The sequence below is a fragment of the Methanoregula sp. genome (genome assembly GCA_041645435.1).
Classification (GTDB): domain Archaea; phylum Halobacteriota; class Methanomicrobia; order Methanomicrobiales; family Methanospirillaceae; genus Methanoregula.
The window spans coordinates 348,943-366,190 of record JBAZQB010000004.1; the positions used below are offsets into that span (position 1 = coordinate 348,943).

The 17,248-nt window shown below is 52.3% G+C and carries 8 protein-coding genes; 1 reads left to right on the forward strand and 7 read right to left on the reverse strand.

Annotated features, from left to right (window positions below; all coding sequences use genetic code 11):
- Nucleotides 1-281 precede the first annotated feature (281 nt).
- Both WC593_10485 and WC593_10490 read right to left on the reverse strand, forming a co-directional pair.
- Entirely contained in the window at nt 282-2,069 is a 1,788-nt protein-coding gene (locus WC593_10485) for a PAS domain-containing sensor histidine kinase (protein MFA4825568.1), read from the reverse strand.
- 145 nt (nt 2,070-2,214) lie between these two features.
- Complete coding sequence (locus tag WC593_10490; GenBank protein MFA4825569.1) at nt 2,215-2,397, reverse strand: hypothetical protein; 183 nt, start codon at nt 2,395-2,397, stop codon at nt 2,215-2,217.
- A 1,553-nt stretch (nt 2,398-3,950) separates the two neighbouring features.
- Here WC593_10490 and WC593_10495 point away from each other — a divergent pair.
- Nucleotides 3,951-4,124, forward strand: a complete 174-nt coding sequence (locus WC593_10495) for a hypothetical protein (protein ID MFA4825570.1) — start codon at nt 3,951-3,953, stop codon at nt 4,122-4,124.
- Here the strand turns inward: WC593_10495 and WC593_10500 are convergent.
- The 5 genes from WC593_10500 to WC593_10520 all read right to left on the reverse strand — a co-directional run bounded on the left by WC593_10500 (nt 4,102) and on the right by WC593_10520 (nt 17,093).
- Nucleotides 4,102-5,874 (reverse strand): PAS domain S-box protein, encoded by a 1,773-nt coding sequence (locus WC593_10500; protein MFA4825571.1) that lies wholly within the window; start codon nt 5,872-5,874, stop codon nt 4,102-4,104. The genes WC593_10495 and WC593_10500 overlap by 23 nt on opposite strands.
- A 55-nt stretch (nt 5,875-5,929) precedes the next feature.
- On the reverse strand, nt 5,930-11,416 hold the full coding sequence (locus WC593_10505; GenBank protein ID MFA4825572.1) for a PAS domain S-box protein: 5,487 nt from the start codon (nt 11,414-11,416) through the stop codon (nt 5,930-5,932).
- A gap of 61 nt (nt 11,417-11,477) precedes the next feature.
- On the reverse strand, nt 11,478-12,743 hold the full coding sequence (locus WC593_10510; GenBank protein MFA4825573.1) for a histidine kinase dimerization/phosphoacceptor domain -containing protein: 1,266 nt from the start codon (nt 12,741-12,743) through the stop codon (nt 11,478-11,480).
- A 24-nt stretch (nt 12,744-12,767) separates the two neighbouring features.
- A complete protein-coding gene (locus WC593_10515) occupies nt 12,768-12,908 on the reverse strand; it encodes a hypothetical protein (GenBank protein MFA4825574.1) in 141 nt (46 codons plus the stop codon).
- A gap of 81 nt (nt 12,909-12,989) precedes the next feature.
- Nucleotides 12,990-17,093 carry a PAS domain S-box protein gene (locus tag WC593_10520; GenBank protein ID MFA4825575.1) on the reverse strand — a complete coding sequence of 1,368 codons (4,104 nt, stop codon included), beginning with the start codon at nt 17,091-17,093 and terminating at the stop codon, nt 12,990-12,992.
- Between the last annotated feature and the right edge of the window lie 155 nt (nt 17,094-17,248).

A 17,248-nucleotide genomic window follows, 5' to 3' on the forward strand; every position in this document is an offset into this window, starting at 1 on the left:
CATCGAAAATACGCCCAAATAGGGCTCCGTTTGCCATTCTCTTACCCGGGCCAATGCTGGAAAACCCTGAAAAATGCACCCTTTTGTTTCCTGTGGAGAATAAGCCCAATTCTCGCCTCGTTCGCTAAAATACGGGCGGAAACCCCCTCGCCAAAAGCCCGCCAAAGGCATTTAAATCGTGCCGGTATTTACCCTATATTTTACCCCATCCGGAGCCCGAATGACTGCCGGAACGCGAATATGGAGGTCGTTTTTTCCGGAATGTTGGGAAAAGGGATTTTTTACTTTATGTCCGTGAACCGGTACAACCCCTTTGGCACGGTGATCTCGAAGCGGGCACCCTTGCCCGGCTCCCCGGTCTCTTTGATGGTGATGCCGGTAATCGAAAGGATCTCCCGGGAGAGGAAGAGGCCAAGGCCCGTGTTTTTACCAAAACCCCGGGTGAACAGCTTTGATTTATCGTCGAGAGCGATGCCGGTGCCATCGTCTTCCACCGCGATGACAAGGTTCCCGTTATCGTTTTTGTGTGTGATCCGGATGACGGTCATCATCTCCCCGCCATACCGGAGGGCATTGTCGATGAGGTTGTAGAACACCCGCTCCAGCAGGGGATCGGCATACACCTCAAGGGCTTTGTCCCCGGTGTCGATGCGGATATCCCGGACCGGGAGCTGCGGGATGATCCTGCCCGTGACCGCATGGATGTTCTGCCATGCCGGGGAATGGATGCCCATCTCCTCGTAATCCTTGGTGAAGGTGATCAGGTTAGTGATGTTCCGGATCGTGTCTTCTTCTTTCCGGATGAATGCTGCCATACGGGCCGGGTCCCCGGTACTGTCTTTGGCAAGGGCAACAAAACCGGAGAGGATCAGGAGCTTGTTCCTGATATCATGGCGGGTGATACCGGAGAGAAGACTGAGTTTTTTATTGGCTGTTTTTAAGGCTGCATCAGCACGTTTCCGCCCGGTAATGTCGACAAGGAGGGCAAGGGTGACTTCTTCTCCCTGGAACGAAATGTCTATTGCCCGGACGATCAGCTGGATAACCTGGCCGTCTTTCCGGATGAATTCGGTCTCGTATTCCGAGACATGGTCCCGGCCCGCCCGGAACTGTGCTTCTTCACGGGCGGTTTTCTGCGAGTCCTCTGTCAGGAATAAAAGGATGTTTTTCCCGATAATCTCATCCCGCAGATAGCCTGATGCCCGTACGCCGGCATCGTTGATGAACCTGACCTCCCCTTTCTTCACGATCAGGACCGGGCCCGGGGCATTGTTCACCATTGCCGAGTACCGCTCCTCGCTCTCGCGGAGAATCTCTTCGAACCTCAAGCGCCGGATATCTTCCCGGAGCCATGCGATGAAGAGGATTATGGCAATGCTGATGCCCAGGACAAAGACCCAGGATGAAGTCCTTGTCGTAGCGGAGGCACCTGTTGCATCGAGGATCTCGGGAAGCGGCGTGGAGAGCCCGATCGTCCAGGTATAATTATTCACGGTGACCGGTGTCCATGCTGCGATCTCCTCCCCCTTCTCCGGGAGCCAGATATAGTAACCGACACCCTCGCGGGCATGCATGACGTCATCCGTCATCTCCTCGTAATGGCTTGCACCGGCGCCCTTCTGGATCTCAAAGATCTGGGCCATGCTTCTGCCGCGGTACTCGTCCGGGAAGTCGGAGCTGAGGTCGAATACCACGTGGTCCGGAGCATAGATCCAGGCGTCCCCGTTCTTTAAGAGATGGATCGGTTCGATGAATTTTTTGAAGATCTCCTGTTCGATGTTCCCGGCATCGCTCCGGTTCAGGACAACGGTCTGGACATACACGTACTCCCGTGAGCTCCGTGCCGCGTCCCGGACAATCTCGAGCTCTGTCTGCTGGTAGGAGGAGACTGCGGTGCGGGTGACGGCCTGGCTCTCGCTGGTGATGAAATAGACCCCGAGCGCGATCAGGAGAAGGAAGGCGGCAGTGAGGATGAGGTGGTGGACCCGGATACCATAGGTTATATGACGGTGCAGGAAATCCGCTCGATCCTGCCGTAGTCCATGGGATGATCCGGGTGGTAGTGCCATATGCTTTACATTATTCCAATCCCTGCCCGCGGGTATAAACCTTACCCAGCCAGCCGTGCAGATAATTGTCCCGGCATCTTTGCGGGAGGTGCAGGCGGGTTGTGATGGCCGGTGCCCCGCAGGTATGCCGTGGTGTTGCGGTCTCTCACTCTGCTTCTTTTACCCGGCTCGCGTTGTCGGCACCCATCTCCACCTTGAGCGCGTTCGCAAACCCGCCCTGGATCCCCGCGATAGGGGAGATGAGGAGGAGTCCTGCGTGAAGCGGGACTCCTGCATTCGCAGCACGGTTAAGGTTTCTTTCAAGACCTGCGGTCTTCTCATGTCTCAAGTCTGAAGACTTTCGACATTGTTCCTCCGCTCCTCGTCCTGGCTTGCGAAGATCCCGAAAGAAGATGAGGAAGGCGGACTCGTGCACCTGGTGGAGTCTGGCGAGGTAGCGGGAGAGGGCTATTCTTAATGCAACTGCGATATCGTCCTGCCAGCCCCCGCTGAACCGGTCGATGGGGTAGTCGTCATCGACATCACGGAAGTGAAAAGAATACCTGGTATCATTCTCTCTCCCCGGCCATCCGCCACGCCCCTTTCGGCCCCGTCATCCCGAACCGTGTTCCTGTGCCCGGTTCACCGCTCTCCCGTATTCACATCATAATGATTTCAAAGACATTCCGGGCAAGATGAGGGTCATGTTCCATTTCCATGAGATATGAACGAAATTCTCATACTCCCTCCTCGCACCAGGTATCTTCTCGTAGGAAAGACCGGGAATTTGAGGGTATAGACGCCGGGAGAAAATACGCCCGAATCGGGTTCCGTTTGCCATTTTCTTACCCGGGCCAATGCTGGAAAACCCTGAAAAATGCACCCTTTTGTTTCCTGTGGAGAATAAGCCCAATTCTCGCCTCGTTTGCCAAAATACGGGCGGAAACCCACTCGCCAAAAGCCCGCCAAAGGCCTTTAAATCGAGGCATTTTTCGCCACTTAGTTTACTCCATCGGACCCCGGAAACCCTGCCGGAAGGCGAATGTGAGGGTCGTTTTTTTCGGGGTGCTGAAAAAACCGGATTCAAACGTGGAATAGGGAAGCCAGTTGCAGAGCGGGAGCCGTGTTTCTGCCTGTCGTAACGACGTTCACATCCGTTACGATGGAAATCCATGGCCTTGTCATTCTCTTCAGGTGTATCCCTTTCCGGACAAGGGGGTCATCCAGACAGGCATCTGAGAGAAAAATATATCATTGAATATAAACCAACAGGCATATCTGCCATTAATTACCTGTACAGTGTCCAGAAAAAAGACCTTGTGGATGATTAACTGGCGGGGAGACTAAAGAATATGAAAATTTTCGTACGGGAACACGCCAGAAAGTAGGCGAGGGTGTTGAATCGCCAAAGTTCCGTGTCGTTGCGGTGACAGATGGTCAGATTCAGATGGTAGCGATACACTTCCGGAAATTCGAGATCGAGCAGATTGCAAAAGAAGCCGGTGCAACGATTGTCTACATGAAACCGGTGCCGGAAGACAATAAGAAGAAGCGACAAAAACCGTAGTCTTTTTTCTCACTCACCCGATCCGTGAGATGCAGAAAGGATGAACGGTTTTTTTCACACACATGGTCAATAGATGAGAAAACAAAGCCGCTCATTCTTTCTTAAGTGTAGAGTGCCACAATGAATGTCCGTTTTGTTGACAGAGTTTTTTTCCGCTCATTCTCAGTTCCATTCGCTTCCCATCAACGTCCTTCTGATCTGCTTCACTTCACGGTATATCCACCATTATCGGAGGTAATTCCATCCGACTCGGATTAAATTTTTGATCCAATCCCGTTCATTCCTTTTCTTTCACCATAATCGTAAATGCCGTCCCGGTATTTCGGTCCAGTTCAATGGTGCCGTCCAGTTGCTCCACCAGCGAGATGACCAGCCGGAGCCCGAGCGATTCTGCGTTCCGCAGGATCCGGGCCGGCTATATGCCAATCGCTCTTCTAAAAAGAACAGGCAAAGTGTTGCTGTCAGGTATGCACCCGGGAGTCCGGTTCAGGTTTGGTTCCGGGAAGTGAAGCGGTACCCGCCTTCCGGCACATGGATCTCGAATCTCGCCCCATTTCCGGGTTCACTGGTCTCTGCAACGGTTATCCCGGTGATCGCAAGGATCTCGCGGGAGAGGAAGAGGCCAAGACCGGTATGCTGGCCGAACCCCCGCTCGAAGAGACGCTTCCGGTTCTCTGCGGATATTCCTGTACCATCATCTTCCACCGCAATTATCAGCCCGTCATCCGTCACGGCCGAAGAGATCCGGATCTCCGTCATCCGGGCTCCCCCGTACCGCAGCGCATTATCGATCAGGTTATAGAAGACCTTCTCAAGAAGCGGGTCTGCATATACTTCAAGGCCCGCAAGGTCGGCAACAAGCCGGATATCCCGCATCAGGAGAGTGGCCGTCGTTTTCCGAATCACATCCCCCACCTTCTGCCATGCCGGGGCTTGCACGCCAAGGTCCTGGTACTCCTTCGTGAAAGCGATCTGGCGCTCGATGGCATCTGCCGCCCGTTCCTCCTTGATGATATACCCGGACGTTTTGGCGGGATCATCGAGCGACTCTTTTGAGAGTTCAAGGAATCCCTTTAATGAAAGGAGCTGGTTGTTGATGTCATGCCGGGTGATGCTTGAGAGCAGGTTCAGTTTCTTATTGGCCTGCCGCAGGGCGTCTTCTGCGTTTTTTCGTTTCGTGATATCGAGGATGACCCCGACAAGCCCGTCGACATTTCCCTCAAGGTCGGTAAATGCAGCCTTGTTGAAGATGACATCATGGATGGAACCGTCGGCATATTTCACCCGCGACTCGTAGGTCTGGGTACCGGCATTGTCTAAGAGTTTTTTGTCATTTGCATAATAGATGTCGGCGAGGTCCTTTGGTGCAATGTCATACACCGATCTGCCGACCAGCTGGTCCCTGGGAAGCCCGACATATGCTTCGAAGGCGATATTGCAGCCGGTGTAGAACCCGTTACGGTCCTTGTAAAAGACCGGGTTCGGGATGGTGTCGATGAGGCGCTGGAGGAACCGGAACTGCTGGTTTAAGCGTTCTTCAGCCTTCTTCCGGTCCGTGATATCCCGGATTGTTCCCTGGAAACAGATGATGTTTCCTTCAGGATCCCTGCGTGGAACCGAGGTTATGAGGGTGCTGATGATAGTACCGTCTTTTTTCCGTAAATTTACCGGGTATTCCCGGGAATATCCCTTCTCACTGATGTGATGGATGTGGGCATCCCGCTCAGCCGGGTTGGCATACAGGGAGCTGATCCTGACATCCATCAGTTCTTCCCGGCGGTCATATCCAAAAAGGCTGACGGCTGCATCATTGAAATCAACCCATTTCCCGTCGGGAGTGGTGATGAACACGCAATCAGCCGAGGTGGTAAAAAAAGCACGGTACTTCCCCTCGCTCTCGGCAAGAACTTCATTCATCCGGAACAATCGCCCGGAGAGGTACGCCACGAGCGCCGCGATACCAATGAATATGGCTGCACGGATCCCGGCATCACCGATGACCGCAGTGTTACCCGGCGCAAATACCATGACAAGGGAGAGATAGAGAAGACTGAGTAGGACACACCAGTAAAACCCTTTTTTCCGGTAATGGTAGGCGAGGAGGACGATCGGGAGGTAGTAGAGGTGCATAAAGATTGTCGTCGTGCCAGCGGAAAGGAAGAATATGGTTATGGCAATGACGGCAACGGTGATGGCAATAATGGAAACCATCCACACCGCTTCGGTCACGGCCGGCCCGTCTTCTTGTGACCCGTTCATGGCGGTCTCCCGCTGCCGTGACAGGGGCCCAGGAGTAATTCAGGCTGCATATTCCCTACCCCTTTTGTTCTTTTTCTTTCACGACAATCGTAAATCCCGTCCCCGCACTCCGGTCCAGTTCAATGGTGCCGTCCAGTTGCTCCACAAGCGAGATCACCAGCCGGAGCCCTAACGATTCTGTATTCCTCCAGTCGAAATCCGCAGGTACTCCTACCCCATCGTTCTTTACCGTGAGGAGAAGTGTTGTACCCTTTTCAATTACCGTAATAGACAATGTACCTGTTCTTCCATCGGGAAACGCATGTTTCAACGCGTTGCTGGCCAGTTCGTTGATAATTAAGCCTAGCGGGATTGCCGTGTTGATGTCGAGCCTGATCTTACCGATGTCAATGTTCAGGGTCACCTGCCGGGTATCTACTCCGTAGAACGAGAAGAGCTGGGTAACAAGGAAACGGGTGTAGTTGGCGAGATCGATCCGGGAGATATCCTCGGACTGGTACAGTTTTTCGTGCACAAGGGACATCGCACGGACCCGGTTCTGCGTCTCTGCCATGACCTGTTTCAATCGTTTATCATCAATCTGGCGCATCTGGAGATTGACCAGGCTGATGATGATCTGGAGATTGTTCTTGACCCGGTGGTGGATCTCGCGGAGAAGCAGGACTTTCTCATCTAAAGATGCCCTGATTTTATCCTCTGCATCTTTCTGTTCAGAGATATCCCGGACCGTTGCCTGGAGGATCGGTTTTCCCTTCCATTCGAACCTTGTCAGGAGGACGGTTGCCGGGAAGTCTTCCCCCGTGAGGCGCCGGTGTGTCCATTCGAAGTAATTGGATCCATCCCGCATCGCGGTCCCGATCATCTCTTTTGCCTTCTCGCCCGATGGCCGCCCGTCCGGCTGGAATTCCGGCGAGAGCTCCCACGGTGCTTTCGATGTAAAACCAGACTCATCATCTGCGCGGAACATTGCGATGGTGGCGGGATTGCCGGACGTGAACCGCCAGTCCGGGGGTTCCAGGGTCATGATGGCGTCGTGCGAAGACTCAAACAACCTGCTGTGCCGGAGTTCGCTCTCACGGAGTATTGCCGTTTTTTCCTCGATCCCCTGCTGTAATTTTTTGTTGAAATCCTGGAGAATATTTTCAGCCTCTTTCTGGAGCGTGATGTCGATGAAACTCTCAAGAAGGACCGGCTTTCCTCCGAGCATAAGAGGAATTACCGTCTTGATGATCGGGCATTGTTCATTGCCGGATCTTATCAGGATCCGCTCGGAATCATCAATTGTCTGGTGAAGATCGGTGATCGGGCAGTTCCCCTTATCAGCAGGACAGATGAACCGGTGGCATTCGGACCCGACGATCTTCTCCTTTGCGACACCAATGAGATTTACTGCAATAGTGTTTGCATCGAGGATCCGGTGCGTTGCCGGATCGATGATAACAAAACCGACATCAATCGAATCGAGGACCGTTTTCACATAGTTCTCGCTCTCCCGTAGCGCATCCTCCGCATGCTTTCGCTCGGTGATATCCCGGACGATCATGCTCGTCCGCTTCTGACCGTTACGGTCCGCAAAGACGCTGGAGGTAATTTCTCCGAAAAATCGTGTCCCGTCCTTCCGTACAAACGTCAGCTCGCCTTCGAATCTACCCGTTCGTTCCCGCTCCTGTATGGCGATGGCGAGCCGGGGATCAGTCGTATCGACAACCCCGGTCCTGCCTATTCTGATAATCTCGTCTTCGGTCCGCTGGAGCATGGTACAGGCAGCAGGATTTGCTGCCTGGATACTGCCGTCAGTACTTGTCAGGAAGATGGCATCCATGGAGTTTTCGTAGAGAAGCCGGAACTTCTCCTCACTCTCCCTGAGTGCATCCTCTGCCTGTTTGCGCCCGGTGATATCCCTCATCACGTAATTGAACCCGGTGACCACGCCATCCGCCATCATGGGCGTCTGGTTGGTGCGGACATACCGCTCCTGACCGTCTTTTGTCAGGAGCCTGAATTCGTTTGCGCCATACTCCCCTTTTACCCTGTGCCTGAACCTTTCGAGGACCCGGGAGATATCTTCCGGATGAACAAAACGGCTGAAATGCTGCCCGACAACTTCCGGTACCGTATAGCCGAACAATCGCTGGACAACAGGGCTGATGTAGGTGACCGTCCCGTTCAGGTCCAGCGTGAGGATCACATCGCTGATGTTCTCGACAAGCTGCCGGTACTTCGCGTGGCTTTCCCGCAGTGCATCTTCCACTTTTTTACGTTCGGTGATGTCCCGGGCAATTGACAGGAAAACTGTTTTCCCAACGAGGGTAATCTTGTGAGCATTGATCTCCACCGGAACTATTATCCCGTCTTTTCTCCGGTGTTCCGTTTCAAATATCGCACGGCCGACATCTCGTAATTCCCGTATGATTTCATCGTGCGGACGGCTGAAATTATCCGTGGTAATCTTCAGCGGGCCGAACTGAAGCAGTTCTTCCCTCGTGTACCCCAGCATACGGCAGGCAACATCATTGATGTCGAGATACCTGCCGGGAAACCCGTTGTCCATGATTTCAATGATCTCGATCGCATCGTTTGCATTGTCGAATATATTGCGGAACTTCTCCTCGCTCTCTTTAAGCGCCTTTTCAGCATTTTTCCGCTCGGTGATGTCGGTAAAGAGCCCGACCATGCACATCCTTCCCTGCATCATCACCGTGGAACTGGCGATATCCATCATCCGGATCGTCCCGTCTTTTTTCAGGCACGGGATATCCGTGAGATTACCCTTCTCACCCGTCACAAGTCTCTGGAACTCACTTATAACATGGTCAAGACTCTCTTTTGGGTGGATATCCGCAACACTCATGGCCATGAGATCTTCGTTGGAATATCCCAGCATCCTGCATATGGCCCGGTTGGCATGCACGAACTTCGTTGTCTCAATGTCGGCAAACAGAATTCCTTCATTTGCGTTTTCAAAGAGGGACCGGTATCGCTGTTCGCTCTCGTTGAGTGCTTCTTCCACATTCTTGCGCTCGGTAATATTGCGGCAGAACGAGACGATACGTTTCCCACCGGGCGTTTCATTGGTTGTTGCATTGATGATGATGTGGATGTGCGTCCCGTCCCGGTGCTGGTAGATCGTTTCAAAATCCTGAATAAAGCCCTGCCGGGAACAGAGGGCCACCGCTGCGGCGTTGCTGTCCTGTTCCTCGGGGGCGGTCCACTCAATCACGGAATGTCCGATAATCTCCTCTCTTTTTTCCGCACCGATCAAGCGCATGTACGGCTCGTTTGCCTCTATGACGGTTCCCTTGTCATCAATCACCACGAAACCCGTATCGGTATTGTCTACAAGCTGGCGATACTTCTCTTTGCTCTCCCAGAGTGCTTCTTCGGCTTTTTTCCGATCTGTGATGTCACGGGCAATCACCTGCATGGCCGAGTCATCTTTCAGGATCGGAGTACCAGTAAATTCCAGGATAGCATAACTGCCGTCTTTTTTTCGGATACGTGCCTCAAACCTCGCTTCACTACCCTGCCAGTCCGGACTTCTTTTGACGTGTTCATACACGATTTCCAGATCATCGGGATGTATGAAGTCCTCGGGTCCTTTCCGGAGGATCTCATCTGGATCGAATCCGAGAATTCTTTTCACCGAGGGGGCGATGTAGGTTACCCGGCCTTTTTCATCCGTGAGCATTATGAGATCTGAGACCCGTTCAGCCATGCTCCGGAACCGCTCCTCGCTCCTCATGAGCGCATCCTCTGCCAATTTACGCTCGGTAATGTCGTGTGATATGCCAAGAACTGCATACACGTCCCCGTCCTCATCGGTTAACGGGACAAGGGAATTATCCTGCCAGAACTCGCGGTCGCCATACCGGATTTTTGCCTCTTTACGGAGCGGTTTTCCGGTAGTAAATACGGTCTGGAGATCATAGCCCTGCTCGTCAGCGATATCCGGAGGGAACAGGCTCTTTCGCGGTTTATTCAGAATATGTTCGGTTGAAAGATTCAACACCTGTGCTGCACGGGTGTTGACGAACCGGACCGTGTCGTCCCGGCCTATGATAAAGATCGGATCGGGCGCTGCTTCGGCAAGGGTCCGGTAATTTCTCTCGGTCTCTTTGAGCGCCTCTTCGGTTCGCTTCTTCTCGGTGATATCTGTATCCGCACCACGGTAACCGATAATCCTGCCCTGTTCCTCCAGGTGGGGGACACCACTGGTCTCAAGGATGACCCGGGTGCCGTTTTTATGCAGGTTTGGATTTACAAAGTTTTTAAAAGGCTCCTTTGTGGCGAATGCTTCCAATGCTGTTTTTTTCAACTCCTCTTTTTCTTCTGGTGCAAAGAGATCGTAGAAGTGCATCCTGCCAATGATCTCCTCCGGCCTGTAACCCAGCATCTTCTCCACCGCAGGACTGGCATAGGTATAAAGACCGTCAGCATCCACTTCCCAGATCCATTCACCGGCACTCTCAGCTACCTGCCTGAAACGCTCCTCGCTTATCGTGAGCACCTCTTCCGCATTTTTGCGCTCGGTAATATCTGTCAGGGTGTAATTGAACCCGGTGGTCACGCCCTCTTTCATTATCGGCGTCTGAGTGGTGCGGACATACCGCTCCCGACCGTCTTTGGTAAGGATCCTGAATTCGTTTGCTTCATACTCCCCAGCCACCCTGCGCCTGAACCCTTCGATGACCTTGGGGATGTCTTCACGATGAACAAACCGGGTGAAGTGCTGGCCGATCACTTCTCTTACCGTATAACCATACAATCGCTGGACAACAGGACTTATGTACGTGAATGTTCCTGTCAGATCCAGCGTGAAAATAACATCACTGATGTTCTCGACAAGCTGCTTGTATTTTGCACGGCTTTGTCGCAGCAACTCTTCCGATTTCTTGCGCTCGGTAATATCACGGATATGGGAGATCCAGATCCTCGTTCCGTCGTAATTCACAAGATGGCCGCTGGATTCAACCGGAAAGGTTGTGCCATCTTTACGCAGGAGCCGTGTCTCAAAAAGAAAGGTGTCCTTTGTCTGTGCCTGCCGGATAATATCCCAAAGCTGGGGTTGAAGTTCAGGAAGGACAATATCCGTTGGTCCCATGGCAAGCAGCTCTTCCCTGCTGTACCCGAGCATACGGCACGCGACAATGTTCGCCTCGATGAAATGACCCGGCGCCCTCTCGACGGTAAGAGTATGTAACAGAATCGCATCATTTGCCCAGTCAAACACGATACGGAATCTCTCCTCGCGCTCCCTCAGCACTTCCTCCGCCTCCTTACGGTGCTGCATTTCCGCCTCAGTCTCGCGCTTTCTTTTAAAAAAATATACGGCAAAGAGGGCTGGGAAAATGAGAACTGCCATAAGGATACTGTCCACAAAGCCGGGCTGTATTGTCATAAGTGCTGTATGGACAGATTCGCCGATTCTGAAATAGATCAAAAACAGTATTATCGCGAGAATGGCAACGGATATACCAATAAGATCGCGGGAAGTTTTTTTCCGTATCCATACAGAGAACTGCTCGGCGAGCACGATATTCACCCATCCCTATGTCAATGTCAGAACGCTCCTGATTCAATCCTCATATACATCTCCGGCATGATCATTCTTTCTCCTGCACAATAATAGTAAACCGGGTACCCGCACGCCGGTCCAGTTCAATGGTGCCGTCCAGTTGCTCCACCAGCGAGATCACCAGCAGGAGCCCCAGTGATTCTGCATTCCTCCAGTCGAAATCCGCCGGTAATCCAGCACCATCATCCTTTACAGTTATTGAAAGTGTCTTGTCCTCTTCCCGAATCGTGATGGACAATGTTCCAGTCCTTCCGTTGGGAAACGCATGTTTCAACGCGTTGCTTGCCAGCTCGTTGATGATGAGGCCGAGCGGGATTGCGGTGTTGATGTTGAGCATGAGCTTCCCGATGTCAATGTTCAGGGTCACCTGCCGTGAATCAACACCATAGAACGAGAAAAGCTGGGTTACCAAAAACCGGGTGTAGCTGGCTAGATCGATGTGGGAGATATCCTCGGACTGGTAGAGCTTTTCGTGGACAAAGGCCATCGCCCGCACCCGGTTCTGGGTTTCTGCCATGACCTGTTTTAATCTTTCATCATCGATATGGCGCATCTGGAGGTTGACTAAGCTGATGATGATCTGGAGATTGTTATTGACCCGGTGGTGGATTTCGCGGAGGAGCAGGACTTTCTCGTCCAGCGATGCTTTAATTTTATCCTCGGCGTGTTTCTGCCCGGTAATGTCGCGGATGGATTCAATTGCTCCCGTAAGATACCCGTCTGCATCATAGAGGGGGGATGCGATAAACCAGAGGTGAGCTCCCACGCCATTATTGAAGTGTGGAATAAATATCTCAGCGATCCGGGTTCTGCCTTCCTTTTTTATGACCGGATATTTTTCTACATCTGCCGGGTCATCGTGGAGGACGAGATCGATCGCGATCGGATGCCGCTCATGGTAGAACGGGAGAGTATATTCATAATCTCCTTTCCCGATCATCTGTTCTGCCGGAACTCCCGTCATCTCCACCATTGCGCGGTTCCATGCAAGAACCGTCCCGTTTTTGTCAATAACAAGGGTTGCATCAGGAAGGAAACTGATGATGTCAGCAAAGCGCCGCTCACTTTCCCGGGTCCTTTGCTCGCTATGGGCCAGTTCCTCATAATTCTGCCGGAGTTCTTCCTCATTGGAGGAAAGATCTTCGTATGCCGCCTTTAAGTCCTTGTTCTTCTTCTCCAGCTCTGCCATCTTCTGCTGGAGCTCAGGGTAGTAACTCTTCCGGATGGAGGACTCCCCAAGACCGATGATCTTGTTCCTCTGGCTTTGCCAGTCGGGCGTTTCTTCAGAGTGCATCTTCACAGATCCGTTCGATATCTTTTAAGGGGGGGTTGTCGCGGGTTGGTCGCCATGCAGGGATCGTTCATCGCATTCCGTGCAAGTGATAAAAAAATCCAGAGCGTTTTTCCCGTAGGTGATCTTCAGCTCCGGACTATCCAGTGATTTGAGTGTTATGCCCATAATCAATTCCTTCTGTCCGCGATCTGCGGCGGATTTTCACCAGTACCAAAGAGTTCTCCTTACTATACTCATGCATGACGATCATTCTTTCTCCTGCACAATAATAGTAAACCGGGTACCCTCACGCCGGTCCAGTTCAATAGTACCGTCCAGTTGCTCCACGAGCGAGATCACCAGCCGGAGCCCCAGCGATTCTGCATTCCTCCAGTCGAAATCCGCAGGTATTCCAATACCCTCGTCCTTAACGGTGAGGTGAAGTGTCTTGTCCTCTTCCCGTGCCGTGATGGATATCGTTCCTGTTCTCCCGTTAGGAAATGCGTGTTTCAACGCGTTGCTTGCCAGTTCGTTGATGATGAGGCCGAGCGGGATTGCGGTGTTGATGTTGAGCATAAGCTTCCCGATGTCAATGTTCAGGGTCACCTGCCGGGAATCAACACCATAGAAAGAGAAAAGCTGGGTTACTAAAAACCGGGTGTAGCTGGCAAGATCGATGCGGGAGATATCCTCGGACTGGTAGAGTTTTTCGTGGACAAAGGCCATCGCCCGCACCCGGTTCTGGGTTTCTGCCATGACCTGTTTCAATCGTTCATCATCGATCTGGCGCATCTGGAGGTTGACCAGACTGATGATGATCTGAAGATTGTTCTTGACCCGGTGGTGGATCTCGCGGAGGAGGACGACTTTCTCCTCCAGCGATGCGCTCAGCTCTTCGGTCCGGACCTTCACTTCCTGTTCGAGTTCTTCGCTATAATGTTTCAGCAACACTTCGGCTTTCTTCCGTTCCGTGATATCCCGGACTACCCCGAGCATCACTTTTGTTCCCCGTATGGTAACGACATGGGTATTGACTTCTACAGGAATGATCGTGCCGTTCTTTGCCCGGTGCTCCGTCTCGAATCTTGCGCTGCCGGCAGTCCGCTGTTCTTCAAAGACTCGTTCCATCGGCGGGTTGTGGTAACCCGTGGAGATTTCGACCGGGGTTTTTGCCAGCATCTCTTGCCGGGTGTATCCCAGCATCCGGCAGGCAACATCGTTGACATCGGTGAACTTCCCGGGAGTCCCGTCATCATTGATCCCATGGATGTGGATTGCATCGGTGGTATTGTTGAAAATATCGCGGAACTTCTCCTCGCTCTCTTTGAGTGCTCCTTCCGCCTTCTTCTGCTCAGTGATGTCTTCATGCACCAAAATGACATTGCGGATAGTGCCGGCTGCATCCCGGACCGGGTAGATACTGCCCTGAACCCACCGTTTCTCCCCGAATCCCAGGGTCCTGCTGCCATCGTATTCCAGGGGGGGATACGCAACCGCCTCTCCGGAAAAGCCCCGCTGGATATAGGGCATTATTCCAAGGCGGGTGAGTTGTTCATCCTTAAGCATATTGTAATCTTTGAGATCCTCTAATGTCACTCCCCAGAGTTTTTCAAAGGCAGGATTGACCTGCAGGGTCCGGCCATCCGGGGACATCACCTCGATGCTTAACGGGGACTGCTCGATCATGGTCCTGAAGCGCTCCTCGCTCGCCTTTAGGGCATCTTCCACCTGCTTGCGGGCGGTGATATTCGACATGATGTAGTTGAACCCGGTGACAATACCATCCTTAATCATCGGTCGCTGGGAGACGCAGACGTTCTCCACCCTGCCATCCTTGCACCGGATCCTGAAGTTGTTGATACCATACTCGCCTTTCAGTCTTTTCTTAAACGCCTCGATGCACTGCGGGTGGTCATCCGGGTGAAGGAATTTTGTAAAGTGCTGCCCAATCACTTCGTCCGGGTGATACCCATACAACCGCTCAATGACCGGGCTTATATAGGTAAATGTTCCCTGCAGGTCCATCGAGAATATCACATCATTGATGTTCTCGATGAGCTCCCGGTACATCTCGCGGCTCTCGCGGAGGGACTCTTCCGCAATATCTTTCTGGATGGCAAGGGAGATGGCACGGCTCAGTCCCTCGAGGATCGCATCCAAATCCGGCGATATCGGAAACCGCGCAAACAGGGCAAAGACCCCGAGGACATCACCATCCAAAGGTTTCAGGCGATATCCTGCAAACGCCACGAGCCCAAGGCTTCTGGCCCATGCATGATCATGGACCCGGGGATCATGCTCCACATCATTTGTGAGAAACTTCGTTTCCTCTCCGGATGCGATGCGCCCGATCTTGTAGGCACCGAACGGTACACGGCGGTGGCCTTTCCCGTCAATATGGGTATACCTGCCGGAACTGGCTTTTAAGTGCAGGCACTTGTCGCGGAACCGACAGATATGCGGGCCTTCAGCAACTTCGGCATGCATGCAGTCCGTGGTGCACCGGTCTCCCTTTTCGATCAGCCAGATCCGGCAGAAATCTGCACCGAATATTTCAACAACACCATCAGTGATGATCTTTAATTTCTGATCGAGTGAGATGGGAGCAAGAACAGACTCTAAGATCCTGTTCACCCCTGCCTGCCACAATCGGATCCTCTCCCGTTCTTCTTCTGCATGCTTGCGCTGGATTAACGTCCATGCATTCTTTGCCAGCAGGGTCAGCACGTTGATATCTTTCTCATCGTAATCCGCTGCCTTGTTGCCCACACCGATGATTGCGACAATCCTGTCTTCATCGAAAATGGGAACGACCATCTCACGGATCACCGGGACATGGCCTTCCGGCAGGCCTTTTTTATGGGGCAGGCTGGTATAATCATTGTGAATGACTGGTTTTCGTTGACGGATGCAATCCACCCAGACACCGGCTTTTGATACCGGATAGTGTCGCTCAGGTTCCTTGGGGATAAAACAGTGCTTCTTTGTTTCTGTTGACCAGGCGATCAGCTGGATTGTCTCCTCATCGGGATTGATGAGATGGAAGAACCCGATTTTGCTTGTGGTCAGCCGTTCTGCCTCATCGAGGGTATACCCCATACTCTCGCTGACCGACATTGTATCGATCAGCTGGTTTAATTTTACGGCAGCCTGTACGCCCTCTTCCGCCCGCTTGCGGGCGGTGATATCGGTCATGATGTAGTTGAACCCGACGACCCTGCCATCGGTTATCGTTGGGTGTGGCGAGACACTGACATAATGAATCGAACCAGATCTTGCGAGGATCCTGAACTCATCCCCTCCATAATCCCCCTTCAGTCTCCGACTGAATTCTTTGATAACGTGGGAATGATCATCGGGATGAACATATTTTAAGAAATCCTGTCCGATCACCTCATCCGAAGTATACCCATACAGCCGCTCGATGACCGGGCTGATGTACGTGAATTTTCCCTGCAGGTCAAGAGAGAAGATTACATCGTTGATGTTCTCGACGAGCGTGCGGTACAATTCGCGTTTCTCCTTCAGATTGTCCTCGTTTATCTTGAGTTCACGCAGGAGAAGATCATACGGCCGGGTAAGACTGACGACAACAAAAGCCCGGTAGAACAGGTAGACCGAGACGAGCCGGAACAGGTGTCCGAGCATGTTCATGAACCCGAACACCGATATGTAGGAAGTAAACGCCAGTTCACCGAGGATAAGGAACACCTGTGCAGCGATGAGGAACCTCCAGACGGTGGGATCGAAGTGCTCCCGTTTCAGGTACAGAATGACAATAGTGGCAATGAGAATGAGTGAGATAATGTACTCGCTCACGATCTTGAAAGGAGTAAGCCCGCTACCCTCAATGAAACAGTGCGGGAAGATCTGCCAGACAAAGATGCTGGCAAAGAGCAGGGCACATACCGCGGTGCAGGCTGCGATGATGATACCCACATCGTACTTCCGGTCTTTGGTTATTGATCTGCCAATAAAGAGCGTTGCTACAAGGAACGTGACACTCTGGAAATACCGTGCTGCAATCCAGAGCTGGGTGGGGAGGTCCGGGCTGTTGCCGGAGAATACCCCCATTCCTTTGAATGCGAGAGTATGAACGAGATCGATACTGCCAAAGAAGAGAAACGAGATTCCAATAATTAAGAAAAACCCGTCCGTGATCATCCTTCGGGTATTCCAGACGATGATGAAAATCGAAAGGGCAACGGCAATGCCGGCGAGTTCAACAATGCCGTGAAAGAGAAGATAGTTCACGGTGCTGATGAGGTAGAGGGCAGTGAGGATAACTACGATGAAGGCAAGCTGAAGGATATTGGCAGGGCTAAAGAGTGTTTTTAATTTTTCCTGCATTGCAGAGGTTCGAACAGCCATTGCGATACCCGCGTGTTTCCGATATGGTTCTTGTGTTGGGTTTTTACCTGATAAGGTTATTTCACGAACAGATCTACCCGCTTTCAACCGACAGGAATGAGTAATCCGCCACGGATATCGCGAACTATACATAGACGGTGGAGATGGTGGTTGAG